This window comes from Lentimicrobium sp. S6 (assembly GCF_013166635.1).
Classification (GTDB): Bacteria; Bacteroidota; Bacteroidia; order Bacteroidales; family UBA12170; genus UBA12170.
The window spans coordinates 49,858-76,115 of sequence record NZ_JABKBZ010000002.1; the positions used below are offsets into that span (position 1 = coordinate 49,858).

Sequence of the window (26,258 nt, forward strand, 5' to 3'; positions counted from 1 at the left end):
ACTCAAAGGACCTAGCACGAAGAAATATGACTATAAAGTTTTGTGCCTTTTGTGAATCCTTAGTGCGTTTTGTGCAATAGCTTCAATTTACAATAATAATGAGAATCAATCTTCTCTTTCTCAACATTACCAAGCTACTAAATTATAACTCAAAGGTCCACATAGAAGGCACTAAAAACTCAAAAAAGAAAGTATAACAACATTATATTTTGTGTCTTTTGTGGATCCTTAGTGCATTTTGTGTAATAGCTCCAATTTGCAATGTTCATTCATAAAAAAAAGGCATTCAAGGATTAAAACCTCAAATGCCTCTGCAAAATATCTTAAGAATAAGGATTATTATTTCTTATCAAACCCACCTTTAAGTCCAACAGTTCTATTGAAAACCATTTTCTCATCAGTACTGTCTTTATCGATATTGAAATATCCAGTACGCTCAAATTGATAATGAGTTAGTGGCTCTTTTCCTTTTACAGAACGCTCCACATAAGCTTTCTCGATAATATTTAAACTATCAGGATTTAAGAATTCTTTGAAGTCTTTTTCTTTATCGGTATCTGGAGATTCAACAGTAAATAATCTATCGTAAAGGCGAATTTCGGCCTCAACGTTATCACTCGCATCCACCCAATGCATGGCTCCTTTTACTTTTCTACCATCTGGAGATTTTCCTCCTTTTGACAACGGATCGTAAGTACAGCGCAATTCTATAATTTTACCATCCTCATCTTTTATCACTTCATTACAAGTAGCAAAATAAGCATATTTCAATCGAACTTCTTTACCTAAAGTCATGCGGAAGAATTTCTTAGGAGCATCCTCCATATAATCGCTTCTTTCGATATAAATTTCTCTACTAAATGGAAGCATACGGGTTCCAGCACTTTCGTCCTCAGGATTATTAATGGCTTCTACTTCTTCTGTTTGTCCTTCAGGATAATTGGTGATCACCACTTTGAGAGGATCTAAAACTCCCATTACTCTGTTGGCTACTTTATTTAAATCTTCTCTCACATGATGTTCCAGAAGGGCCACATCAATTATATTATCGCGCTTGGCAATTCCTATGGTATCGGAGAAATTTCTAAGACTGGCAGGCGTAAAACCTCTACGACGCATTCCACCAATAGTAGGCATACGAGGGTCATCCCACCCATTCACCAAATTATCTTCAACCAATTGTAATAATTTACGCTTACTCATCACAGTATAAGTGAGATTTAAACGCGCAAACTCAATTTGTTGAGGATGGTGAACTTCTAATTGATTCAAGAACCAATCGTATAATGGGCGATGATTTTCAAATTCTAAAGTACAAAGAGAATGTGTAATATTTTCTATACTATCTTCTAAACCATGAGCCCAGTCGTACATTGGATAAATACACCATTTATCACCAGTACGGTGATGATGTGTATGGCGAATGCGATAAATAGCAGGGTCGCGTAACTGCATATTAGCAGAGGCTAAATCAATTTTAGCCCTAAGTGTTTTGCTACCATCCTCAAATTCTCCATCCTTCATTCTTTTGAATAAATCAAGATTTTCTTCCACTGTTCTGACGCGATATGGACTTGGCTGTGAAGGCTTTTGAGGAGTCCCACGCATGGTACTTACTTCCTCGGCAGTCAATTCACAAACATAGGCTTTGCCTTCTTTGATTAATCGAATTGCAAAATCATACATCTGATCAAAATAATCGGAAGCAAAGTATAATCTATCTTCCCAATCGAATCCCAACCATTTTACATCCTCAATAATAGAGTCCACATATTCCACATCCTCCTTCACAGGATTGGTATCATCGAATCTTAAATTGCACTCTCCATTATACTTATCGGCAATTCCAAAGTTGAGGCAAATAGATTTAGCATGGCCAATATGTAAATATCCATTAGGCTCGGGAGGAAAGCGGGTATGAACCTTAGCTTCATTTTTACCTGCTTTTATATCTTGTTCTATAATCTGTTCGATGAAATTGAGCTTTGCTCTTGTTTCTTCAGGCTTATTATCAGATGTTGTCATATTCTTAAATTTTGAATCTGCAAAAATACACAGATTTAGAGATATTTAATCACGTAAAATAAAAAAGCCGATAGAATGGCTTCCATCGGCTATATATTTTTAGTTCTATGGATTACATTGTGAACGTTAAACCAAAACGAACATTAGAAATTCTACTGTATCCCACTTCAGCAAATAAGCCAAAACCAGGATTTAACATCATACGACCACCCACAAATATTTCTTCATAAATAGATGCTTTTGAATCTTTTGTTGGTGTCCAACCTTCTTGATCATCCCAGCTATCATAATTATAATCAGCATGTAGCCTAAGACCTACACCAACACCACCATAAACATCGTATTTATCACTAGTGAATGAGTGAAGGTGCCAAGTACCTCTACCACCAATAATAAACTGATTATAATGTAAAGTCTCATTATAATACCAATAATCGTAAGTTTGTCTAGAATATTTCCAACCTACAACACCACCAAACGAAACCAGTCCAATATCTCCAGTAGGAATAACTCCAAGTTCAAATGAAGCTTCAATAGAAGGATAAAGCCCTCCAAGTCCACCAACACCTAATCCTGCATTGATACCCATATCACCTTTATTAAATACATGTTGAGCTTGTGCTCCAACGGACATCATTAAAATAGTAAATAATGCTAACGCTAATTTTTTCATTGTTTATAAGATTTAGTTAATAATTTTAATGCAAATCTAAAGATTTAATTCATTTTCTGAAGTCTTTAGATGGGGCAAATATAAACAGTTGTTTCTTGATAAACAAATAGGGCAAATGTTTCCAATTGCCCTATCATTATATTGTAAATCTTATACTTGCAAATTATCCACAATGGAAATATTTGTCAACTAGTGCTAAAATCTTTTCGTCATCATTGCCTACTTCTTCCCGAATGTTTTCGTCTTGAAAATCGCGAAGTTTCTTGATGATCCCATCCACGGTTAGTTCATTGAAGACTCCGTATTTGAGGTATTCTTCTCTTTGTCTGTCAAGTTCGAGAGAAGAATGATGACAACTAATAGGCAATTGTTCTAATTCCTCAACTCTGCTTTTATGTGCATCATCGAAGATATTTACATCCACATATGTCTTTTCAGCATAAGCCAAACTGTCTTTACATTCTAAACCATGACGAGCAGCAACTGTCAACCCAGCCAATAATAGATAAATATCAGCACTACCATCTGGACAACGGAATTCTACTGTTTGTTTTGAAGAGAAATCTTCAATAACATCGCTTTCAAGTGGATTGGCATGCTTCAACATGTTCATCTGACCCGTCCAACCTAAAGGTACTCTTACCAATACAGAACGATTTCTATCGCCCCAGCATATATTTGTAGGTGCTTCTTGATGGGGTACCAAACGGAAATAACTGGTTGGATTGGTGTTACCAAATGCGGAAATAGAAGGAGCTAATTTTAGATAACCAGCTATGGCTCTCTTAGCCACATCACTAATCTTACCATCCTCTATCATTACATTTTTACCATCTTTCATTAAACGAGTATGGATATGCAAACCACTTCCAGCTTTACCAACAGTAATTTTAGGCGCGAAAGTAATAGTAACACCATAATTATGAGCCAAAGTTCTCATTACCCATTTCGCAATCACCAATTGATCAGCAGCATCTTCTAAAGGACTAGGCTTAAACTCAATCTCGTTTTGTTCGTATTCGAGGTTTCCTACGGTAAAGTTTCCTACTTCTGAGTGACCATATTTAATATTTCCACCTACTGTGGCAATGGCATACATGGCTTCGCGACGTAATTCTTCCCATTTAGTAAAAGGTGTACTTTCGTGGTACCCTCTTTGGTCATCGGCTACAAAATAAGGTTCTTTTTCGCTAATGACATAGTATTCTAATTCACCCATCACTTCGAATTCAAAACCCGTCTTTTCTTTCAGCACATGATGTGCTTTATGCAAAGTATAGGCTGGAGAACCATCAAAAGGTTCACCACTTTTATCATAGAAACCACAAAGGATATCAATGGTTGGGAGTTCACTAAACGGGTTAACAAAAGCTGTCCTGAAACGAGGAATAACATATAGATCGCTATTTCCAGCTTCAATATATGGGAATAAACTAGAGCCATCAACTCTTTCTCCTGAGCTTAATACTTCTTCTAGTTGATCTTCGTCATAAACTACAAAGTTCAAAGTCTTCAACCTTCCATCTCCTCCGGTATATCTAAAGTTCAACATTTCAATACCATTTTCCAAAATATACTTAATAATATCAGATTTCGTAAAATCTTTGGGCTGTTTTTGCAAGTATTGAACCAATGGGTTAGGGCTGCTAATTGTTTGATTACTCATATGATTTATTTTTTCAATATAAACTTAATTATAAAGGGAGAACACATTCTTTGTCGTTTTTCGACCAAATATAAGATGCCAAATATGGCGTTTTCCCCCAGCTACAAAAGAAAATAAAAATCCATTAGGAAAAAAGCGTGAATACCTGATCTTTAAAAAATCAGTATTTTTCTGATGTTCATCTATTTGAAACAACAAAATGTGTCCATTTTTTAAACAAACCCAATTTTATAATAATATCATAAACATCATAGGTTTAGGAATATTTAAAGAGGTATTTCCCAATATAGCCTTTATATTCTTATGGAATCTTCTAATTATCACCATAATAAGAAGTGCACACAAGCCAATAAACACGCCTAGTCTAGTTACATTTATACACCAGAAGATCTGCTATTATTCAAAAGCTTCTATTTAAACCATTTATACCCTTGACAAAGGCCTGTTTTTGTATTATCTTTGCATCCTTTTTTGAGCGAACCCTAAGTTAATGATTTTTAGGGGAAACAAAGTATCATCTTATAGCAATTTAAAACTCTAGAATGAAGTTATCCAAATTCAAATTTAATTTACCAAAGGAACTGATTGCCACCCATCCAACTGAAAACCGAGATGAGTCTCGATTAATGGTTTTAAATCGAGAAACAAAAACAATTGAGCACAAGATGTTCAAGGACGTTTTAAGCTATTTTTCGGATGGGGACATCTTTGTATTAAACGATACAAAAGTTTTTCCCGCTCGCCTTTACGGTGAAAAAGAAAAAACTGGTGCTAAGATTGAAGTTTTTCTATTGAGAGAACTCAATCAAGAATCTCGTTTATGGGACGTATTAGTAGATCCAGCTCGTAAAATTAGAATTGGAAATAAATTATATTTCGGAAACGATGAATTAGTAGCCGAAGTTATTGACAATACCACTAGCCGTGGTCGTACCCTAAGATTTTTATTCGATGGCCCTTACGAAGAGTTCAAAAAGACCATTAAGAGATTAGGAGAAACTCCCCTACCAAAAATCCACGATCGTGCTATTGAGCCAGAAGATAGTGAGCGTTACCAAACTATTTATGCGAAAAATGAAGGTGCTGTTGCCGCTCCTACTGCTGGATTACACTTTAGCCGCGAACTTTTAAAACGCCTCGAATTACAAGGTGTAAATTTTGCTGAAATTACATTACATGCAGGGCTTGGTAATTTCCGCGACATTGAAGTTGAAGATCTGACCAAACACAAAATGGATAGTGAGCAATTATTCATTAACGAAGCCACTGCAGACCGTGTAAATCTTTCTATTGACGCAAAGAAAAGAGTTTGTGGAATTGGAACTACTGTTATGAAAGGAATGGAATCTTCTACTAGTATTAGTGGACATTTAAAACCTTTCTCTGGATGGACCAACAAATTCATATTCCCACAGTATAATTTCAAAATTGCCAATTGTATGATCACCAATTTCCATTTGCCATACTCTAGCATGTTGATGTTAGCGAGTGCATTTGGGGGTTATGATTTTATGATGGAAGCCTATAAAGAAGCCGTGAAAGAAAAATATCGTTTCTTCACCTACGGAGATGCCATGTTGATTATATAATCGATATTGAAAATACAGAATATTAAGCCTGCTCATCGGAGTGGGCTTTTTCGTGTTTATAAATTCATCATTTTTAATCTGATTTTGATTTGATTCATTTAAAACCTACTATATAACTAGGTTTTTAGATTTGTAATTGACTTTATATTACAAATATTTACCATATATTATTCTCCAAAAAGAATCAAAAACTCAGTAAACACCTTATCCTTGCGGTGTAGCTTGAAGGAAAAGCCATGATTGATTAAAATCTCACGGACTAAGGTTAGACCTATTCCTTGGCCGGTTTGCTTGGTGGAATAGAAGGGGGTGAATAATTTCTCTATGGTCTCCTTTGTAAAACCTCCTCCATTATCTAATATGGATAGTCTATTGTCATTTATTTCTATTTGAATGATTCCCCTTGATGAAATGGCCTCCACACTATTTTTGATAATATTGACCAAAACTTGTTCTATCTGAATACCATCGGCATAAATAAAATAGGAGGAGGATTTATCGATATATTGAATTTCTTGCATCTGAAAACTGGCATTAAATAAAGGAATGACTTTTTTAATCAGCTCAGCAAGATCTACTTCTTTTTTATCTGGAAGAGGTAGTTTTACCACATCGGCAAAGTTGGCCATAAAGCGATTGAGACTTTTATTACGATCCATAGAAATTTGCAAAGCATGTTCCACATCTTGCCGAATATTCTCGTCCAACTGCTCACTCATTCCCAATACCGATTGCATGACCGAGTTAACAGCACCTACCGAGTTGTTTACTTCGTGAGACATCATCCGGATGACTTTCTCATAACTCTGTCTCTCTGCCTGCACCAGTTCTCTTGTCATTTCTTCAATTAGTATAAAAGGCCGAGAAAAACCCTTATCCATAAAAGTATTATAACTGGCTTTAAATCTTCTGACTCCATCTAACTTAATACTTGAAAAGCCTTCTTCATTTAAGGATTGTAGCTTTTGGGTCCATGGAGGAGGGAGCTGAGAAAAGTTTATAGTGGTATGTTTTTCGTTGGATAGTTGAAAGAGTTGACGAGCAGCGGGATTCATACGCTCAATATCATTATCGGTATTTAAGATAAGTATAGCCGATGGAGAAGCTTCTATCAATCGGTCCAGGAAAAGGTTTTTCTCCTCATGCTCCACCCGCTCCAAATGCAATTGCTCCGACATCTTATTAAAAACGTCAATTAATTGGTCTATTTCTTTTTGCTTCACCGGACTTAAACGGGTACTAAAGTCTTTCTCTTTTAATAAATGAATGGCTGAGCTTATGGTTTCAATGGGTTTTACCAATTGTCCATACAAAATGATAAACAGTACCAAGGACAGTAATAACAAGACTTCCCCAGCCACAAAATACCATTTATTTACTTCCAATAAATGGTAGAGAAGAAAGCCTGTGGATAGATAAAATAAGAGGCCCCAAAGTATAAATTTTAATTTAATGCTCATAGGGGATTTTATGTTTTTCGAAACGACGATAGAGTGCTCCGCGGCTCAAACCCAAAGCTCGGGCTACTCTAGAAATGTTTCCACTATAAACTTCCATGGCTTTCACTATGGCTTCCTTTTCAATTTGGTCTAAAGTTTTTAAACCATCAGCGGACGATTGAGGTTCGGCTTTATCCATATATTTCTCAATATCCGATGGCTCAATCTGATTCTTGGAGCACATTAAAACACATCGCTCCATCAAGTTTTTGAGCTCTCTAATATTGCCAGCAAAATTTTGAAGCTTTAAAAACGAAAGACTTTCTTTAGTTAGGTTTACCTCAGCCATTCTATTCTCTTGACAAGTGAGGGCTACAAATTGTTTAGCCAAAACAGGAATATCAGTCACTCTTTGTCGCAAGCTGGGATTATGAATATGGATGAGATTAATACGATAGTATAAATCCTCTCTGAATAATCCTTGTTGCACCATTTCGCTGAGGTTTTTATTGGTAGCACAAATCACTCTCACATTGGCTTTTCTTACGCTGCTTTCACCCAGAACTTCATAGGTACGTTCCTGCAAAACTCTCAATAATTTCACTTGTGAGGCCAAGGAAAGTTCGGCTATTTCATCTAAGAAAATACTTCCCCCTTCTGCCATTTGAAAACGGCCTTTTCTATCGGCAATAGCATCGGTAAACGAGCCTTTCTTATGACCAAACATTTCACTTTCAAATAGGCTTTCGGAGATACCTCCTAAATTCACTTTTATGAAAGGTTTGGCTTTTCGCTTGCTATTATTATGAATAACTTCCGCTATCAATTCTTTTCCTGTACCGCTTTCTCCGGTGATTAAAACGGTGGCTTCACTACTGGCTACTCGACCCGAAACAGACAAAACCTCCAATAAAGACTCATGTTCTCCTATGATTCCACCTAAGTCGAATTGCTGATCTAATTCTTTGCGATTACTAGAAGAGCTCTCCAGATTAATTTTCGCCCACTGAATATTACTTTTTATGGATTGTAATAAGCCTTCATTATCCCAAGGTTTGCTAACGAAATCGGAGGCTCCATTTTTAATCCCTTCCACGGCCAAGGCTATACTCGCCCAACCTGTAATGAGAATCACAGGAACTAGAGGATGGAAGACTCTCACTTTCTGGAGCAATTCCAGCCCCTCTCGTCCACTGGTTTCTATGGAGTAATTCATATCCATGAGTATTAATTCAGGACTATTCTGTCGCAGCCATTTTAAGGCCTCCTCAGGATCATAGCAGGCATACGCTTGGTATTTGGCTTGCTTTAAAAGTAACTTTAAAGAAGTACAAACCGCTATATCGTCGTCTATTATTAAAATACTATTCATGATTAGGCTAAATTAATTAAAAATCCATTGTGTATTTAGAAAGGGAAAATCAACATGTTTTCCGTCTTTATACATCCGCATCGGTCATCAACCTTCTCGCTCAGCCGGAAAGTTCTGCTGATTGAAACATCAGTATGTTTTCCGGCGATTTAATACACACACCATCACCGTATGCCTTTCTGTTTCCTACACAAGCTTCATCGGGCGGTTCTATTAAATTATTCCTCTGATAATGCTTCCGCAGCTTCAATTTTAGATGCCAAATAAGCTGGATAATAAACCGACATACTCACCAAAACAAAAATCAACAAAACACTCAATCCAAGAGCCTGCAAAAAGATATGGGTTTCAACAGGATATAGATCGAGTAGAGGAATCTGTATCATTAAAATAATGGCAGGAATAAGCGCCAGAATAGTCAAGGACCAAGATTCTAGTAAAAGTAATAAATATAGCTTTTGAGCACTGGAACCCATGGCTCTTCGGATGCCCAATTCTCCTTTTCTGCGCTTCACACTGTAACCAAAAATACCAATCATACCTAAGATGATGTTCACGATTAAGAAAACAGCAAAGAAACCCACCATAGTCATTTCAATATTGGTTTCAGCCACCACATCTTGTTTTTTGGCATTCATGGTGGAAGCATAGCGAATGGCAAATTCTTCTTTATTAAAATATAGATGAATGGTTTTTGCCAATTGAGAAGGATTTGCTAAATACTCATCTTTATATTTGACCACCATATCTGCAGACCAGGTACTACTAAAATCTCTAGGATAGCAAAGTGAAGAATAATTTTCTTCATATTCATTTCTTTTCAGCATTTCATAAACACCAACTACTAGTTTGTCACCATTATTATCAATAATTTTATTGATAGCATCTTCTGGACTATCAAACAAAGCTTCTGCCAATTTCCTATCAATAACAACAGGAGTATTTGCACTCTGATAATCATCCTCAAACCATTTCCCAGCTATCATTTCCAACTGAAAAATACGCCCAAAATTTTCATCAACACCACGCAAAACTGTACTTTCGTGAACGCTGTCGTATATACTGGTATTCATGCTCATAGACCAAATATATGGGATTGCATTTTGAGAAAACGAAACTTGTTCAACCTCGGGATTTGATAATACTTCTTTTCTTAGCGCCACTAACCTTTCTATAAAATCCACATCCTTGAAATCCTTCTGATTGATACGAAGATGAAACATATTATCAATTTCAGCACCTGTACCACCAGCATAAAGCTCGTATTTTTCTATCATGTAAACTGAGCTTATTAATAGAATGACGAATAAGAAAAACAATTCAAGAATGATATAAGTATTCTTGAGCTTTTGATTCCAAATTAACTTAAAACTATGTTTGATCATAATTCACCTCCTTTTAAAACATCTATGGCTTCTACCCTCGACATTTTAAGGGCAGGTATCATTCCCGATAATAAACTTAACACTAAGGACACAAACAAACTAACTAGAAATAAGCCATAGTTAAGCTGAATCTGGACATTGTTTCCAGCATCACTAAATAAAGCACTTTTTAAAGCAGATTCAAACCCATAAACAATAGTAACTGCCAAAACTAAACCCAAGATGGCTCCCAAAAAAGTAAGCAATGTGTTTTCGTAAAGAATTTGTTTAATTAAACCCACCCTTGTTGCACCAAAGGCTTTTCTTACTCCTATTTCTTCTGAACGCTCATGAATCCTAATCAGCTGAATACTAACTAAATTTAGTGCTGGAAGAAATAAAACCAATAAAAACTTAGCTAAAATAATCAATATAGCTCTAGTATTTCCCTTGTATTCATCTGGTCTCTCCCAACCTTTCAAGTAATAAGATAAGGCACTATCTGGTCCGCCAAGATGCAATTCATAACCCTCCTCTAGAAGCGGTAATATTTTCCTTCTCACGGCTTCTACTTCTGCTATTATTTCTTCCTTATTTTGATTGTCTTTGGCTAAAAAAACAATGGAATAAGAACCCGTTTGCATCAAGTTTCTTTCTTGACCTTCCAGCAGTGAATAAGGGATAAAAACATTTGCATAAGCTTCCATACAATTACTGGGGACTTCCTTAATAACTCCACATACCTTATAATACTTTCCTGATATTTCAATCAATTCGCCAATTGTTTTTTGGTCTTGAAAAAACCTGTTTTTCACTTTCTCATCAATGACTATTAATGAAGCAGCTTGTTCAACTTCTTCCGGGTTAAATCCTCGTCCTTCTACAAACTCAAAATCAAAAACCTGCCACCAACCAGCATTAACATTTCTCAGTTCATATTCTTCTACTCCGTTTTCCCCAAAGAAGCTCCACGGGGTTTGGCTGCTATAAGCAATCGCTTCGGGGCTTTTCATCTTGGCCAAATAATCCTCAACCAAAGTAAAATTTAATCCCCCCATCGACATATTTTGTTCGGCCACTACTACTTCATTTTTAATAAAGAGCATTTTGTCATTATTTTTTTCAGGACCACCAGGCCTAATGGTAGATTCAATTTTGATGGCGGCAATGAGGATGATCATAATGGTGATACTCACACCAAATAGATTTAAAAACGTGAAGAATTTATTCTGCTGAATAATCTTCAAAAACTGTATAAAACTTGTTTTCCACATAGCTCCGGTTTTTAATTGACTTGTCTACCATCGAAGAAACGGATGATGCGATTAGTTTGCTTGGCCAAATGCTCATCGTGGGTCACCATAACTATGGTCATTTTACCTTCGGTATTCAGTTGATGGAGGATTTCCATAATTTCATGACCCATCTGAGAATCCAAGTTTCCAGTTGGCTCATCTGCCAAAAGTATATCTGGTTTTCCAGAAATAGCTCTTGCTATAGCCACCCTCTGACACTGTCCTCCTGACAATTCCGAAGGAAAATGCTTCATTCGGTGCGAAAGCCCAACTCTTTCTAATGTTTCCTGAGCTATCTTTCTTCTTTGAGAAGCAGAAATATTGCGATAAAGCAATGGAAGCTCCACATTATCTATAATGTTCAGGGAATTAATCAGATGAAAACGCTGAAAGATAAATCCAATTTTTTCATTTCTAAAATGAGCTAGTTTTTTGTCTTTTTGACCAGCAATTCTAGTTTCTGCAATGCTGATTTCGCCTTCTGTTGGTCTATCTAATAAACCCATTATATTGAGTAATGTACTCTTGCCACAACCCGAAGGTCCCATAACGGAGACAAACTCAGATTTTTTAATCTCCAAATCTACTTGCTCTAATGCAATAGTTTCTATATTTCGGGTTCGATAAATTTTCTGAACACTCTTTAATTGTATCATGATGGTATATTTAAATTTCTGTTTCTAATTGACTTACTAATGCTTCCTGATTGACAAAATCGTAAAGGGTAATCATCCTCAATCGGTGATAATTCACCCAAAAGCTTCCTTTTGCCGACAATAGATCGCGGCTAGCATAATCCTTTTCTTTCTGAGCCATACTTAACTCCAAAACACTCAGGTCGCCTGCCATATATCGTTTATAAGCAATCTCATATCTTTCCTGGGCAATGCTTTCTGCTTCTTCTACCACTTCTATATTCTCTTTCAACATATCAACCACATTCACCAAACTCACTATTTCATTCTCAAAATCTATTTGCTCTTGCAATACCGATGTCTCCTCCAATTCCTTTTTCATGGAAGCCTGTTTGCGAGCGGCGTAGGTTCTTCCCCAATCAATGATAGGAATGGCCAGTCCAATTTGTACTGCGGCATGTTGGTTGAGGTCTTGATTCCATTGTGGCAACTCATCGAAATTAGAACCATAACCAATGGTGGCAAATACACTTCCATTTACTCCGGTTGCTCCTTTTACTCTGGCTACTTCTTGATCTGCTTCGAGCAATCTTCTTTTGAATGCGATACTTTCCGGATTATACTCCAATGCATATTTTATGGCTTCCTCAGTTATGATCTCCACATTTGGAATGATAGAGGGAATTTGAGGTTGAAAATTCTCAATATCACTTAAAGACAGATGAGTCATCAGTTGTAAGGCTGAATTTTCCATTCTTACCTGTGCTGCTTTTAAACTCTTTTTGGCATTCACCAACATAAGCTTCACTTGCAATAACTCATCCTTTGAAATCTGACCTAGATTATACCTCTCCTCTGTAATTCTATACAACTCCTTATTCATATCCATATTGGCATTGGCCATGTTCCATTCGTGGCGATCGCTCAAGTTTTGAAAAAACATATCCACTGCCATGTAAGCTGATAATTCTAGATTTCTATCGTATTCTTTTTGTGATTCCACATACAAAACAGGCTCTATCCTCTTATCCCATTTCAACTGATTGAAACGAAATACTGGTAGATGAATTCCAAGTTCCAATGGTTGAGAGCTATAACTATGAGTTTTAGAACTGAAATTATCAAAACGATAGAGGTAAGAACTCATAAATATTTCTGCTCCAATAAAAGGCAAAGGTTGAAGCAAGGAAAGGTTGGCATTGCTGGAATTCTGATTTATCGTTTTAATGGCAATGCTTCCATCCTCCTGATTTACGGGAGTTACACCTTTTGTAAAATCGGTAATCTGAGTATCCAATCTCAATTGAGGCTTAAGATTAGACTGATGTATTTGCCAATTCCAATATGCATTTTTTTGGCTTACATAGGCTTTTCTGGCGCTGAGGTTTTCGGTTCTTGCGATTTCAACTATTTCATCTAAATTCAATACTACCTGAGCATTTGAATAAAGAGCGCTCAAAAAAACAATCCCTAAAAAACCAATATTTTTGATTATTCGCTGCATGATAATGAATTGTATTTTTTGTGTTTTTCGTTAAAGGCATTGCTGATGATAACAGTCTCCCCTTCTTCTAATCCTGAAATCACTTCTACAAAGTCGAAATTTGCTCCACCAAGTTTTACTTTTCTCTTTTCCAGCTGGTCTCCAATCTTCACGAATAAATCGGTATATCCAGGTCCAAAATAATAATCCCCATTGGCAATACGAAGCCTGTTTTCTTGCTCCGAAAGAATAATCCTCACTTCTACTTTTAATTTGGCCTTGAGGAGTCTGTGTTGAGGATTTTCGAGATTTACAGTATAAGAAATACTTCCGTTATCAACAGATGGTGAAATAGCAGTGACGAGTCCATGGAGTATACTGTCATTAATATCCACCAAAGCTTTTTGTCCCACATATACCTTATCGGCATAACGAGTAGAGATGCTTCCTTCAATTTTAAACCTTTGAGCATCGGCCACATGGGCCAATGCCTGCCCCTCGCTTACATGTTCTCCAGGTTGAACCAATATAGAAGTGATAATTCCATTAATCTTGGGCTGAACAAAAGCTTGACTAATCAAGGTTTCCATTTTCATCTTTTCTTGCTTCTTCAGCTGAAGCTCCAACTCCATGCGCTCTAAATCTAACTTTTGCAGTTTTTTAAAAGACTCAAACTCCCCTTTTTGGTTATTCCGATTGATGGAAGAAAGCTGGTAATCTATTTGTGCTTGATCCACTTTTTGTTGTGAACCTCCTCCAATATTAAATAGGTATTTTTCTTTTTCTAGTTGCGATTGCAATTGCTGCAATTGGATAGAGTCTTTCTTTAGATTATTTCTCAATGCTCTTCGTTTCTGCTGCAACTCCTCTTGGCTTCTGGAAATACTATTTAACTTCAAAGCAATTTCTCTTTCAATTTGAATTTTCTGAGATATTAAATCCTCCACATTAGGAATAAACAGAGTATCGTTTGGTCCAACTATATCACCAGCTGCTTTATTAATCTCTAGAATCTCCGTTGAAATTGAGGAAGTCAGTAATTCTTGATAATAAGGTTCAATGGTGGCATTGCTGGAAAATGAATTCTCCACCTCACCAACAGAAACTGTGCTCAAAAGGACCTTTTTCAACTCAACACTGGGCTTAATATGGTCAATGATATACCAAATAGGAAGTATGATAATGACAATTATTATTGAAAATTTAATCAAACGTTTTTTCCTTTTTGCTATCACAAAATCTTTAGAAAGTTCTCTATCCATGTCTATTAGAATTTGATAGGCTTATTACAATTCAAATGCCAAAACCCCTAACACATACATATACAGATGGGTATGAATTATAGGGTAAAAAAAACTGCCCAATAATGGGCAAGGTGTTCATTCTTAAAAAAACTTGATTAAAAGCTCAAAATAAATGACTATAAGTATTGACATATAGCTGAGATTAATTTTTCATGAAGAAATAGAACATTGCATTAAGTTTTATGATATAGCTATAAATTTGCATCTCATTTTTTAGTAAATTTGATGCCCTTTTCACTAGAAATGAGGATAGAAAGAAAAGAAACTAATTCTAAATATAAAATACAAATGATGAAAAAATTTACTACTCTTTTACTGATGCTTTTGATGTTTATCGGGACGTCTTCACAAGCTCAAGATCTTGTCATCTCAGGTGTCTATGATGGTCCACGTTCCGGTGGAACACCAAAAGGTGTTGAACTTTACGTTCTAGCTAACATTGCAGACTTAAGTGTTTATGGCTTAGGATCTGCAAATAACGGCGGAGGTTCTGACGGAGAAGAATTTACTTTCCCAGCTGATGCTGCCTCTGCAGGTAGCTTTATCTATGTTGCCACCGAAGATGTAGAATTCGCCAATTGGTTTGGATTTGCACCTAATTATACTGATGGTTCTATGGCGATAAATGGAGATGATGCAGTAGAGTTATTTATGAATAGTACAGTAATAGATGTATTTGGTGATATCAACCAAAGTGGTTCAGGACAACCTTGGGAATACCTTGATGGTTGGGCTTATAGAACTAATGGTTCTGGGCCTGATGGTAGTAATTTTGAACTAGGCAACTTCTCTTATAGCGGCCCTAATGTATGGGATGGTGAAGGAAGCCTAACGAATGCAACTTCTGCAACACCTTTCCCAGTTGGAACATATACAGCAGGAGCTGCAACTACAGTTTCTACACCTATCATTTCCCCAGCTTCTGGTGATTATTTTGCCCCAATAACCGTGACCATGACATGTGGAACAGATGATGCAGCCATTTATTACACTACTAATGGTAGTAATCCAACTCAATCTTCTACATTATACACTGCTGGTTTCTCTGTAAGTTCAAACAAAACAGTTAAAGCAAGAGCCTATAAAACAGGCTTAACTGAAAGTGCTATTGCCACTAACAATTATGCTTTCCCATCGGTAACTGATATTTCAAATATTTCTCAATTAAGAAGTCAAACTGTGGGAGATGATTATTATCAATTAACAGGAGAAGCCATTTTAACTTATCAACAGTCATATAGAGGCCAAAAATATATTCAAGATGCTACTGCTGCCATCTTCATTGATGACCTTGATGGAAATATAACAACAACTTACGACCTCTATGATGGAATTACTGGAATTATTGGAAGTCTGAATTTATATGAAGGAATGCTTCAATTTATTCCTATTTCAGATCCTGGTGCTGCAAGTTCAACAGCAAACTCTATTACACCTGAAGTAGTTACATTAGACGATTTATTAAGTGATTTTCAAGATTATCAAGCTGAATTAATAAAAGTTGAGAATGCAATATTTGTTGATGCTGGAGCTGATTTTGAAAACGGAACAATATACGCTATAACTGATGGAAGCAAAGGTTCTTTTAATTTCAGAACTACTTTTTATGATGTAGATTATATTGGAACTGCAATCCCTGCTGGAGCTCAAGACCTAATAATGTTAGCTAATACCACTGACCCTGAGAACGATGATGAAAATGAAAACTTCGTAACCAGCAGAAGCAGTTTAGATATCAATCCTGCATCATCTGCAAACCCAGCCACTCAATTAGACATCACCTCTATCAATGGTGGAAATGCGGTAAACGAAAATCAAGCTTTTACTGTTACTGTTCAAGCTCAAGATGATGATGGTGATGCTGCTAATGTGGATGCTGATTTAGCTGTCACCCTTTCTTTAGGAACAGGAACAGGTAACTTAGGTGGAACATTAACAGGAACTATTGCTGCTGGTACAAGTACTATTACCATTAGTGGAGTGACTTATGGTCCCCATGAAAGTGGAGTAGTATTGAATGTTACTGGTGGTGGTTTAGAATCTGGATCTAGTGCTCCTTTCAATGTTTTAGAGGTAATTATTCCAGAAATCGTGATCAGTGAAATCATGTATAATGCTATGCCTGGCTCAGATACTTTAGAATATATTGAATTTTATAATAATGGAAGTTCGGCCATAAACCTTGATGGTTATCAAATAACAGAAGGTGTAGAACATACTTTCGAATCTTATAATTTAGCCGCAGGAGCTTATGTATTAGTAGCTGTCAATGCTTCTGCTATTCAAGATGCTTTTGGTAAAGATGCTATTGAATGGACAAGTGGCGGACTTTCGAACAATGGAGAGGATGTTAATTTATTAGATGCATCTGGTAACGAAGTTACCTATGTAGATTTTGGTGTTTCCGACCCTTGGCCCGCTAAAGAAGTCGGAAAATCTATTCGTTTCTGTAATCCTGGTTTAGCTAATAATGATCCCGCTAATTGGAGTATTAGTGTTGAATTACTTGCTACAATAGGAGGTCAAGATATTTACGGAACGCCATTAGCAAGTTGTGGTGTAGCTCCTCTAGTTGCTGAGTTTTCTGCTAGTTCAACAAGTATAGAAACAGGACAAAGTATAGACTTCACAGACCTTTCTACAGGAAACCCTACTTCCTGGTCTTGGACATTCGAAGGTGGGACTCCCTCAAGTTCAACTAGTCAGAACCCTCAAGATATCGTTTATAATACTGCTGGTGTTTATGATGTAATTCTTACCATCTCAACTGATGATGATAATAATACAGAAACCAAAACGAATTATATCACAGTTGTTGATCCAATCACCCCTCCTATTGCTGCTTTCACTGCCAACCTAACTACCATTTTCGTTGGACAAAGTGTTCAGTTTACCAGTACATCAGCTAATGATCCAGATACTTATTCATGGACATTTGAAGGCGGAACTCCTGCAACATCAAGCAATCAAAATCCTAATATTTCTTATAGCACAGCTGGGATTTATGATGTATCATTAACTGTTGCCAATGGTGGTGGTTCTAATGAACTGGTTGAAATGGATTATATCACAGTATTGCCTGCCACATTAGGTGATTTAGTGATTACTGAAATCATGTACAATCCGCCAGAAGCTGGTGATGATGTTTTGGAATATATTGAGATTTATAATAATTCTGAAGAAACAGTAGACCTAATAGGTTATAATTTTACTGCAGGTATCGAATACACATTCCCTACAATGGATCTTGCAAGTGGAGCCTATGTATTAGTTGCCAAAGATGCTAATGCCATGCAAACTGTTTTAGGTATTACTGCATTACAATGGACTTCGGGAAGTTTAAGTAATAGTGGTGAATTAATCAAATTAAGCTCTCCAACAGGTATAACTATCGACTCTATTCCTTATGCAATATCTAGCCCATGGCCAGAAGATGGTAATGGTAACGGACCTTCTATCGCCATTTGTGATCCTGAAGTAGAGAATTCAATTGGTGAAAACTGGCACGCCTCCACAAAGTATTTAACAGATAATGCTGGTGATGCTATTTATGGGTCTCCTGGAACTGCTTCAGCTCCTGTAGCTCATTTCTCAGCAAACGAAACCTCTATATTTATCACAGAAGATGTTCAGTTTACAAACCTATCTACTTGTAATTACACTAGTATTGAATGGACATTTGAAGGAGGAACACCGAGTACTTCCAGTGATGAGAATCCTGTAGTTTCATACGACAATGAAGGTGTTTTCGATGTGACATTAACCGTAACCAATGCTATAGGTAGTCACACCATAGAGATGGTAGATTATATTGAAGTAATAGATCCAACTATTGCTCCAATTGCTAATTTTTCTGCGAATCTGACTACGATATTCGTTGGACAAAGTGTTCTGTACACTGACCTTTCTGAAAACGAACCTGTTACTTACAGCTGGACATTCGAAGGCGGAACGCCAGTTTCTTCCTCATTACAAAACCCAAGTGTTACATATAATGCACCTGGCATTTTTGATGTAACCCTATTTGTAGAAAACACAGCTGGTGATGATGAAATGGTGAAAACAGATTATATCACTGTATTACCAGCCACCGTTGGAGATTTAGTGATTACTGAAATCATGTACAACCCACCAGAATCTGGTGATGATTCATTAGAATATATTGAAATCTATAATAACTCAGCTAATATTGTAAACCTATTGGGTTATACCTTCTCTGATGGAGTAGAGTTTACTTTCCCTAATATGAGTTTAGCCATTAATGATTATCTTGTTATTGCTAAAAATGCCAATGCTATGCAAAACACCTTAGGTGTTACTGCAATAGAGTGGACATCTGGAAGCCTGAGTAATGGCGGAGAGTTAATTAAGATTATTTCTGCCTCAGGCATTACAGTAGATTCAGTTCCTTATAGTGATATGACTCCATGGCCAGAGGATGGAGATGGAACAGGACCTTCTATTACTATTTGTGATCCAGAAGCAGAAAACTCAGTGGGTGAGAATTGGCATGCATCAGTAAACTATTTAGCCGATAATACCAATGGTGATGCTATATACGGCACTCCAGGAACCGGCCCCGTAGCTGTTGCAAATTTCACAGCCAACGATCAGTTACCCAGTGTTGGTGGCCAGGTAGAATTCACAGAACTATCCACTTGTAATGCTGAATCTTTTGAATGGACATTTGAAGGTGGTACACCAGGAAGTTCGACAGAGCCAAATCCATCAATTACATATGCTATGGCTGGTGATTTTGATGTGACTTTAACAGTAACAAATGCTATAGGAAGTCACACCATCACGTTGGAAGAGTATATTAGAGTAGGTGTTGGTATTGCTGAACAAACTTTAGCAGAAATTTCAATTATGCCTAATCCATCTACTGGATTATTCACATTAGAAAACCCCTCTAATAATGAAATCTCTGCCGTGGTATATAATGTACTTGGTAAGTTAGTTTACGAGAAGCATTCAGTACTATCACATGAAGTTATTGATTTAACTAGAGAAGAAAGCGGTATCTATCTGTTACAATTGAGTATAGATGGTGAATACAAAACCATGAGAATTATCAAACAATAAATAAATCATATAAAGCTGTCGCAAAATGTTTTTTTATCTTTGCGATAGCTTTATTTACAAAAACTAATTAAACATTATGCATATGAAAAAATTTACTTTTGTATGGGCAGCTTTATTAATAGCTACCTTGGGATTAAATGCCCAAAATCTTATTGAAAACCCAGGTTTTGAAACATGGACCGGTGGACAACCTGACACATGGGTAACCGCTGGTGATGCCATTACCCTATCACAGAATACTACAAACGTACAAGAGGGAAGTTCTAGTTGTCAGGTTGTATTTACCAGCCAAGATAATCAAAATCTTCAATCCAACACGTTTGCCGTAAGCGCTGGCGATCCTATAGCTACAAGCGTTTATATATATGATAATGATGTTGCAGGACGAGCTCGTCTTTCTGTATTATTCGAAGGTGCTGATAACTATTATGGTGAATACAGTGAAGATATGGGCAGCTGGCAAATGATCAGTTATGAAGGAACAGTTCCCGATGGGGCAACTACTGCCACATATCAAATTCGTTTCTATGACGTATCGGATAACTGGGATGGTGATGCCGAAATCTTAGTAGACAACTGTAGTTTTATCATTGATAATGCTATCAAGCCAGAACCCACTAATTACCCAACAGCTTTTGCTGCTGCCGCAAATGGTGCTGCTGTTAATGCTTCTTGGACTGATTCTGAAGGTGGACAGCTTCCTCAGTTTTATTTAGTAATGGCTTCTACTTCAGCAAACTTCACTGTACCTGTAGACGGAACGCCAGTAGCCGATGATGCAGATCTTTCTGACGGAACCGCTGTTTTAAATGTTGCTTTTGGTAGTCAGTCTGCTTCTTTCTCTGGCGTATCACCTGCTACAGAATACTTTTTCATCATATTCCCTTATACCAATAGTGGTGCTGATATCGATTATAAAATTGATGGTAGTGCTCCTGCTGCATCTTTAACAATGCCAGATGTATCCATTATTGATTTCGTTGACTTTGAAGACAACACATTAGGTGACTGGTCTGGCATCAACGTAAATGGCGCCCAAGTTTGGGAAGTTGTAGCTTATGGAAACCCTGGCAATTGTGCTAAGATGGCAGGTTATGATGGTGGTGCATTTGACAATGAAGATTGGTTAGTTTCTCCAACATATGACTTTGATGCCTATTCAAACATCACTTTTTCATTCGATAATGCAATGAATTATGATGGTCCTGAAATGTTATTCTACATTTCATCTGACTATACTGACGACGTTACTACAGCTACTTGGACTGAATTAGCCTTCGAGGCTAGCCCTGGTGGATCTTGGGATTATGTTAATTCTGGTGAAATTGATCTTGACTCCTACACTGGAACAGTAAATCTAGCATTTAAATACACCTCTACTACATCTGGTGCTGCTACTTGGGAATTAGATAATCTATTGTTAACTGGTACTATGTCTAGCTCAGTTAATGAAGAAGAATTAACAGCTATTAATGTTTATCCTAACCCTGGTAATGGAGTTTATAATATAAACAATACTCAACAAACCAAGTTGAACATCAGTGTTTATAATATCTTAGGAGAATTGGTTTATGAAACTATTTCTTCAGAGCAATTAATAAACTTAGATATTCAAAATCAGAATGATGGTGTTTATTTAGTTCAATTAACAGGACAAGGAAATACAAAAACTGTTTCTGTAATTAAGAAATAATTTATTTCTTATATATGCTCGATTGAGCCTGTTAAGAATTAATTTGATATAAGGAACAAAATGATGCTTTTATAGCTATTTTTGTTCCTTATTTTTATGGCAAAGAAAAAACAAAAATACTACGTCGTTTGGAAAGGACACCATCCTGGCATATACGAGAGCTGGGCTGAATGCCAACAACATATTAATGGCTACCCCAGTCCTATCTATAAATCATTCGATAATGGTGAGGAAGCCTCGAAGGCATATCGAGAAAACCCTTCTAATTACATTGGTAAAAAGGGAAAGAAGAACCTAAAAGAACTGATTCTCCCAGAGGATGAAAAACCTAATCTTTTCAGTCTTTCCGTTGATGCTGCCTGCAGTGGAAATCCTGGAATCATGGAGTATCAAGGGGTTTTTACCGAAACAGAAACCAAAGTTTTTCATTTAGGCCCTTTCCCTGTGGCTACGGTAAATATTGGAGAGTTTTTAGCCTTGGTTCATGCATTGGCTTATTTAAAGAAGAACAAACTGACCATGCCCATTTACACAGATTCGAGAACGGCAATGTCATGGGTTAAACGAAAACAAATCAAAACCAATCTGCCTCGAAACCAACAAACTGAAAAGCTCTTTCAACTGGTGGACAGAGCCCTTTTTTGGCTTCATGACAACTCTTTTACCACAGAAATACTAAAATGGGAAACCAGAACCTGGGGAGAAATACCTGCAGACTTTGGAAGGAAATAAAAAAGGCTGAATCTTAAGATTCAGCCTTTTTTTTGCATTTTGTTATCCGTTTTATGACTTCTGAAAAACTCGCTTCAACAAACTAGGTTTCTCTACATCCTTATCATCAGAATAATAACCATAGCCATATCCGTAGCCGTAACCATAGCCATAACCGTATCCGTAGCCGTAACCATAGCCATAACCATAGCCATAAGCATTTCTAGAGAGACGAACATCATTAATCATGATATTTACATTTGGAATGTTCCTTTGCTCTATATCCTTAATGATACTAGCAAATACCTTTTTATGGGTAAAGTTTTGTCGGACGATAAACAATGTAATATCTGTATGCTTCATTAAAAGGAAAGCATCAGTTACTAAACCAACTGGAGGAGTATCAATGATGATATAATCATATATTTCTTTACATCTTTCAAAAAGCTCATCTGTTTTACTTGAAGCAATAAGCTCGGCAGGATTTGGTGGTACGGGACCAGCCATAATAATATCAAGATTATCGATAGAAGATTTCTGAACGATATCTTCAAAACTACTTTTATTGATTAAGTAGGAAGAAATTCCCTCTGTATTGGACAAACCAAAATCCTGATAAATCTTTGGCTTCCTCAAGTCAAATCCCATCAATAAGGTCTTCTTTCCATACATGGCATAAATGGAGGCCATATTGATAGAAGAATAGGTTTTACCTGCCCCAACCATATCCGAAGTAATCAATATAGTCTGTTGTTCCTTCCCTTTTGCCATATATTGAAGATTGGTTCTAATCGATCTAAAGGACTCCGCAATGGAAGATTTTGGGGAAGTTGCTACAACAATTTTCGACTCTTTACTACTGTGAATCGTATGACCAATAATAGGCAGGTTTGTAATACTCTCTACATCTTTTCTTTCAATCACTTTGTCATTCATAAAATCCTTACCAAGAATATAACCCACAGGTAAAACAACACCAAGAACTAAAGCAATTAAATAGTTTAAAGATTTCTTAGGATAAACAGGGCTTCCTCCAGCACTCTTACGAGCCAGATCTACTATTTCGTTGTCAGGTTGATTAGAAGCAGCAGTAATTTGAGCTTCAGAACGTTTCTTCAATAAAAACTCATACATGGTATTACTCAATTTGAATTGACGTTCCATGTTAAAAAGGGTTCTTTGAGTTAAGGGAAGCTTGTTTACTTCCGTTACTAATAACTCTATTCTTTCATCAATATCATTAAGAGATATCTGCGATGCTGCTACCAAATTATCGATGTTTTCAAGCAAAGCTCTCTTCTGGCTATTAATCTTAATATCCACCTGAATAACCGCAGGATTAATATCTGTTGCACTATATAATAATTCAGCTCTTTCCTGATATAAATCAATTAAAATCTGAACGAAGCTACTAGTCACGGCATCGTTAATTCCTAAAGCAGAAGGCACAATAATATCATCAATTTTATCTTGATTCTTGACAATATAGTTTTTTAAACTTTGATAATATTTATCGCTTAATAATAATTCTGCCTTTTTCTCAGTAAGCGTCGCCATTTGTTCAAACACCTGGGTGGTTTGGAAATCCATGTTCATCACATCGTTCTCCGTTCTGAATATTTGAAGATTATATTCAGCAGAATCCAAATTAGAACTGATAGACACCAATTGCTCATCAATAAACTCAATTGTTCGTTCAGCAATCTTGTTTTTCTTGTTCAATTCCATATCTAAATACACCTTGGTTAGCATATTTAAGAAATCCACAGATTTATCTTTATTACTCCCTTTTAGCTTCACTTCAATAATTGAGGATTCTTTATTGATGGGCTCAATTTCAAATCCTTTATATCTTCCAACCAGTCCATCAGTACTATTAAAAACAAAATACATCTTCTTATTCAAGTCCTTTTCAGGATCGAATTTGGGAGTTAAAATCAATCTGAAGCGATAATGGTCAGATTCTATCCATTCACCAAATCGATGTGTTTCATTTATACTGATGAGTTCCAGCTTTTGATCTTCAATTTTCTTGTCAGTTAAATAACTATATAAATCCAAGTTTTCACCATCACAAGCCAAAATAAACTCTGTTGGTGAATTGATATTAATATTAAAATTCAAAGTTAAGGTTTGAATATGCTCATGATCAAACTCCACTCTAAATGGGGATTCAGTATATAGTTCCTTTGAAATAAAATTGTCTTCTCCATAAGTAGAAACTTCAAAGTCCAGCATCTTTATGGTTTGATGAGAGAGTTTATATGACTTCAATTTCCCAATCTCATTTTCTAGGTTCTGCATGTTGTTTCGAAATCCTAGGCCTAATAATGATTGAGCATCGCCTGCACTTTTATCTTCAATTAATAAGGTAGTAGAAACCTCATAAATAGGTTTGGTATATTTATTAAAAAGGAATGCAATGATTAATGCAATAAATATGGTCACTACAAAAAAGTACCAATGACGATAAAACTTAAAAAATAAGGCTTTATAATCTACTGCTTCTTCTTGATAAATATCTTGTGGGTTATAATTTTCGTTCACGATACAGATTTTATTTTACTTGTATGAAAGTTAATAGGACAATAAGTGTGGTAATAGTCGAGAACAATAATGCATAAGGGAATGTGGAGAATGCAAATTGTTTTCCTTTTAATGGCTCAATATAGATTACATCATTTGGCTTCAAATAAAAGTAAGGAGATTCTAGAATATCCTCACGTGTTAAATCCAATATATGTAATGCGGTACCATCATCAGTTTTACGCATTAATTTCACTTCATTTCTATTACCATAATCTGTAATATCCCCAGCCAAAGCCACAGCTTCGAAGATACTGATATTGTCTTGGTAAATTTTATACTCTCCAGGCTTCTTTATCTCACCAACAAAAGTAATGTTAAAGTTAACGAGCTTAACTATAATAGTGGTCTCCTTAAGATATTCATTAAGAATTCCTGCAATTTTTTCTTGAGTCTGATTTAAGGTCAATCCAATCACATTTATGGGGCCAACAAATGGGAATATTATATTTCCTTCCTGATCAACATTATAGCTATTCAGATAAATACTAGCATCATTATAACCAGAGTTACTATTGCTGTTACTCCCCATATTATTAAAAAAATCGTTAGATTTAGCATCCAAACTACGAACTTTAATATAGAGGTTATCACCAATTCCTAGATGGTACTTTTGATAAGCAGGGGTAGCAAAAGCAGTCCGATTGGTACTATCTTCATGCGTTGGCTGCATGTATTTTATCTTCTTTTGGGGGATACAGGAACTAAATATAATTAAAATTGCAATTATTTTTAATCCAGTAATGAGGGAATAGTTAATTTTACGTTTCATTCAATACCAATTATAATTTTGTTTTCTTGATGGTTCAGAGCTAGAATAGTGTGGACAGATCCTTTTTCTTAACATGGCAAATTTAGTCTATTTTCCCAAAACTCAAAATTTAATCCATTCAATTTCTAGGATAAAGGCCCCTGGTTTTCTATAATTTTATTTATCTTTATGATCAAATTATTTATCCATGAATAAAAAACGTCAATGCTTAAATTGCGGCTATGAGCTGCAAGGCCGATCCGACCAAAAATACTGCTCCGATTTATGCCGAAACGCCTATAACAATCAGCTAAATAGTGATTCTACCAATTTCATTAGAAATATTAACAATACACTAAGAAGAAACCGGAGGATTCTAGCCAAACTATGCCCCTATTCCAAGTCAAAATCCACCAGAGGACAGATGACCAGCGAAGGGTTTAATTTTCTTTACCATACCAATGTATACTTAACCAAAAAAGGGCAACAATATGTTTTTTGCTACGATTATGGTTATTTAGAATTGAGCCATGAAGAAATCGTCATCGTGAAAAGAAAAGATTACGTGGACTAATACATACAATAAG

General features: G+C 36.2%; 17 protein-coding genes. 5 read left to right on the top strand and 12 right to left on the bottom strand.

Annotated features, from left to right (window positions below):
• Positions 1-339: 339 nt before the first annotated feature.
• The 3 genes from HNS40_RS01190 to HNS40_RS01200 all read right to left on the bottom strand — a co-directional run bounded on the left by HNS40_RS01190 (position 340) and on the right by HNS40_RS01200 (position 4,364).
• Entirely contained in the window at positions 340-2,025 is a 1,686-nt protein-coding gene (locus tag HNS40_RS01190) for a glutamine--tRNA ligase/YqeY domain fusion protein (RefSeq protein WP_172276398.1), read from the bottom strand.
• A gap of 112 nt (positions 2,026-2,137) precedes the next feature.
• Positions 2,138-2,698 (bottom strand): hypothetical protein, encoded by a 561-nt coding sequence (locus HNS40_RS01195; protein ID WP_172276400.1) that lies wholly within the window; start codon positions 2,696-2,698, stop codon positions 2,138-2,140.
• Between the two features lie 163 nt (positions 2,699-2,861).
• Complete coding sequence (locus HNS40_RS01200) at positions 2,862-4,364, bottom strand: glutamine synthetase family protein (RefSeq protein WP_172276402.1); 1,503 nt, start codon at positions 4,362-4,364, stop codon at positions 2,862-2,864.
• A 542-nt stretch (positions 4,365-4,906) separates the two neighbouring features.
• Between HNS40_RS01200 and queA the strand changes: the two genes are divergently transcribed.
• On the top strand, positions 4,907-5,953 hold the full coding sequence (gene queA / locus HNS40_RS01205) for a tRNA preQ1(34) S-adenosylmethionine ribosyltransferase-isomerase QueA (RefSeq protein ID WP_172276404.1): 1,047 nt from the start codon (positions 4,907-4,909) through the stop codon (positions 5,951-5,953).
• A 167-nt stretch (positions 5,954-6,120) separates the two neighbouring features.
• Here queA and HNS40_RS01210 read toward each other — a convergent pair whose 3' ends face one another.
• The 7 genes from HNS40_RS01210 to HNS40_RS01240 form a co-directional block, all read right to left on the bottom strand.
• Positions 6,121-7,413 (bottom strand): PAS domain-containing sensor histidine kinase, encoded by a 1,293-nt coding sequence (locus HNS40_RS01210; RefSeq protein WP_172276406.1) that lies wholly within the window; start codon positions 7,411-7,413, stop codon positions 6,121-6,123.
• Positions 7,403-8,764, bottom strand: a complete 1,362-nt coding sequence (locus HNS40_RS01215; protein ID WP_172276408.1) for a sigma-54 dependent transcriptional regulator — start codon at positions 8,762-8,764, stop codon at positions 7,403-7,405. Before HNS40_RS01215 ends, HNS40_RS01210 begins: the two co-directional genes overlap by 11 nt.
• A gap of 218 nt (positions 8,765-8,982) precedes the next feature.
• The gene (locus HNS40_RS01220; protein WP_172276410.1) at positions 8,983-10,149 is read right to left on the bottom strand and encodes an ABC transporter permease; all 1,167 of its coding nucleotides are present in this window, start codon (positions 10,147-10,149) and stop codon (positions 8,983-8,985) included.
• Positions 10,146-11,402 carry an ABC transporter permease gene (locus HNS40_RS01225; protein WP_172276412.1) on the bottom strand — a complete coding sequence of 419 codons (1,257 nt, stop codon included), beginning with the start codon at positions 11,400-11,402 and terminating at the stop codon, positions 10,146-10,148. The genes HNS40_RS01220 and HNS40_RS01225 overlap by 4 nt, the downstream gene beginning before the upstream one ends.
• 11 nt (positions 11,403-11,413) lie before the next feature.
• On the bottom strand, positions 11,414-12,079 hold the full coding sequence (locus HNS40_RS01230) for an ABC transporter ATP-binding protein (protein ID WP_172276414.1): 666 nt from the start codon (positions 12,077-12,079) through the stop codon (positions 11,414-11,416).
• 10 nt (positions 12,080-12,089) lie between these two features.
• Positions 12,090-13,562 carry a TolC family protein gene (locus tag HNS40_RS01235; RefSeq protein WP_172276416.1) on the bottom strand — a complete coding sequence of 491 codons (1,473 nt, stop codon included), beginning with the start codon at positions 13,560-13,562 and terminating at the stop codon, positions 12,090-12,092.
• Complete coding sequence (locus HNS40_RS01240) at positions 13,550-14,803, bottom strand: efflux RND transporter periplasmic adaptor subunit (protein ID WP_172276418.1); 1,254 nt, start codon at positions 14,801-14,803, stop codon at positions 13,550-13,552. The genes HNS40_RS01235 and HNS40_RS01240 overlap by 13 nt, the downstream gene beginning before the upstream one ends.
• Before the next feature lie 333 nt (positions 14,804-15,136).
• Between HNS40_RS01240 and HNS40_RS01245 the strand changes: the two genes are divergently transcribed.
• The 3 genes from HNS40_RS01245 (at position 15,137) to HNS40_RS01255 (ending at position 22,355) form a co-directional block, all read left to right on the top strand.
• On the top strand, positions 15,137-19,930 hold the full coding sequence (locus tag HNS40_RS01245; protein WP_172276420.1) for a lamin tail domain-containing protein: 4,794 nt from the start codon (positions 15,137-15,139) through the stop codon (positions 19,928-19,930).
• 82 nt (positions 19,931-20,012) lie between these two features.
• Positions 20,013-21,623, top strand: coding sequence for a T9SS-dependent choice-of-anchor J family protein (locus HNS40_RS01250; protein ID WP_172276422.1), 1,611 nt, complete (start codon positions 20,013-20,015; stop codon positions 21,621-21,623).
• Positions 21,624-21,719: 96 nt separating this feature from the next.
• Positions 21,720-22,355 (top strand): viroplasmin family protein, encoded by a 636-nt coding sequence (locus tag HNS40_RS01255; protein ID WP_172276424.1) that lies wholly within the window; start codon positions 21,720-21,722, stop codon positions 22,353-22,355.
• Between the two features lie 51 nt (positions 22,356-22,406).
• Here the strand turns inward: HNS40_RS01255 and HNS40_RS23640 are convergent, their stop codons facing one another.
• Both HNS40_RS23640 and HNS40_RS01265 read right to left on the bottom strand, forming a co-directional pair.
• Positions 22,407-24,881 (bottom strand): tyrosine-protein kinase, encoded by a 2,475-nt coding sequence (locus tag HNS40_RS23640; RefSeq protein ID WP_172276426.1) that lies wholly within the window; start codon positions 24,879-24,881, stop codon positions 22,407-22,409.
• A gap of 10 nt (positions 24,882-24,891) precedes the next feature.
• Positions 24,892-25,692 (bottom strand): polysaccharide biosynthesis/export family protein, encoded by an 801-nt coding sequence (locus HNS40_RS01265; RefSeq protein ID WP_172276428.1) that lies wholly within the window; start codon positions 25,690-25,692, stop codon positions 24,892-24,894.
• A 187-nt stretch (positions 25,693-25,879) separates the two neighbouring features.
• Here HNS40_RS01265 and HNS40_RS01270 point away from each other — a divergent pair, with 187 nt between their 5' ends.
• Positions 25,880-26,245, top strand: coding sequence for a hypothetical protein (locus HNS40_RS01270; protein WP_172276430.1), 366 nt, complete (start codon positions 25,880-25,882; stop codon positions 26,243-26,245).
• The last annotated feature ends 13 nt before the right edge of the window (positions 26,246-26,258 follow it).

Bases quoted from the DNA above. Each gene is read 5' to 3' on its own strand.
- HNS40_RS01190 (WP_172276398.1), bottom strand. From the start codon at position 2,025: ATGACAACATCTGATAATAAGCCTGAAGAAACAAGAGCAAAGCTCAAT.
- HNS40_RS01195 (WP_172276400.1), bottom strand. From the start codon at position 2,698: ATGAAAAAATTAGCGTTAGCATTATTTACTATTTTAATGATGTCCGTT.
- HNS40_RS01200 (WP_172276402.1), bottom strand. From the start codon at position 4,364: ATGAGTAATCAAACAATTAGCAGCCCTAACCCATTGGTTCAATACTTG.
- queA (WP_172276404.1), top strand. From the start codon at position 4,907: ATGAAGTTATCCAAATTCAAATTTAATTTACCAAAGGAACTGATTGCC.
- HNS40_RS01210 (WP_172276406.1), bottom strand. From the start codon at position 7,413: ATGAGCATTAAATTAAAATTTATACTTTGGGGCCTCTTATTTTATCTA.
- HNS40_RS01215 (WP_172276408.1), bottom strand. From the start codon at position 8,764: ATGAATAGTATTTTAATAATAGACGACGATATAGCGGTTTGTACTTCT.
- HNS40_RS01220 (WP_172276410.1), bottom strand. From the start codon at position 10,149: ATGATCAAACATAGTTTTAAGTTAATTTGGAATCAAAAGCTCAAGAAT.
- HNS40_RS01225 (WP_172276412.1), bottom strand. From the start codon at position 11,402: ATGTGGAAAACAAGTTTTATACAGTTTTTGAAGATTATTCAGCAGAAT.
- HNS40_RS01230 (WP_172276414.1), bottom strand. From the start codon at position 12,079: ATGATACAATTAAAGAGTGTTCAGAAAATTTATCGAACCCGAAATATA.
- HNS40_RS01235 (WP_172276416.1), bottom strand. From the start codon at position 13,562: ATGCAGCGAATAATCAAAAATATTGGTTTTTTAGGGATTGTTTTTTTG.
- HNS40_RS01240 (WP_172276418.1), bottom strand. From the start codon at position 14,803: ATGGATAGAGAACTTTCTAAAGATTTTGTGATAGCAAAAAGGAAAAAA.
- HNS40_RS01245 (WP_172276420.1), top strand. From the start codon at position 15,137: ATGAAAAAATTTACTACTCTTTTACTGATGCTTTTGATGTTTATCGGG.
- HNS40_RS01250 (WP_172276422.1), top strand. From the start codon at position 20,013: ATGAAAAAATTTACTTTTGTATGGGCAGCTTTATTAATAGCTACCTTG.
- HNS40_RS01255 (WP_172276424.1), top strand. From the start codon at position 21,720: ATGGCAAAGAAAAAACAAAAATACTACGTCGTTTGGAAAGGACACCAT.
- HNS40_RS01265 (WP_172276428.1), bottom strand. From the start codon at position 25,692: ATGAAACGTAAAATTAACTATTCCCTCATTACTGGATTAAAAATAATT.
- HNS40_RS01270 (WP_172276430.1), top strand. From the start codon at position 25,880: ATGAATAAAAAACGTCAATGCTTAAATTGCGGCTATGAGCTGCAAGGC.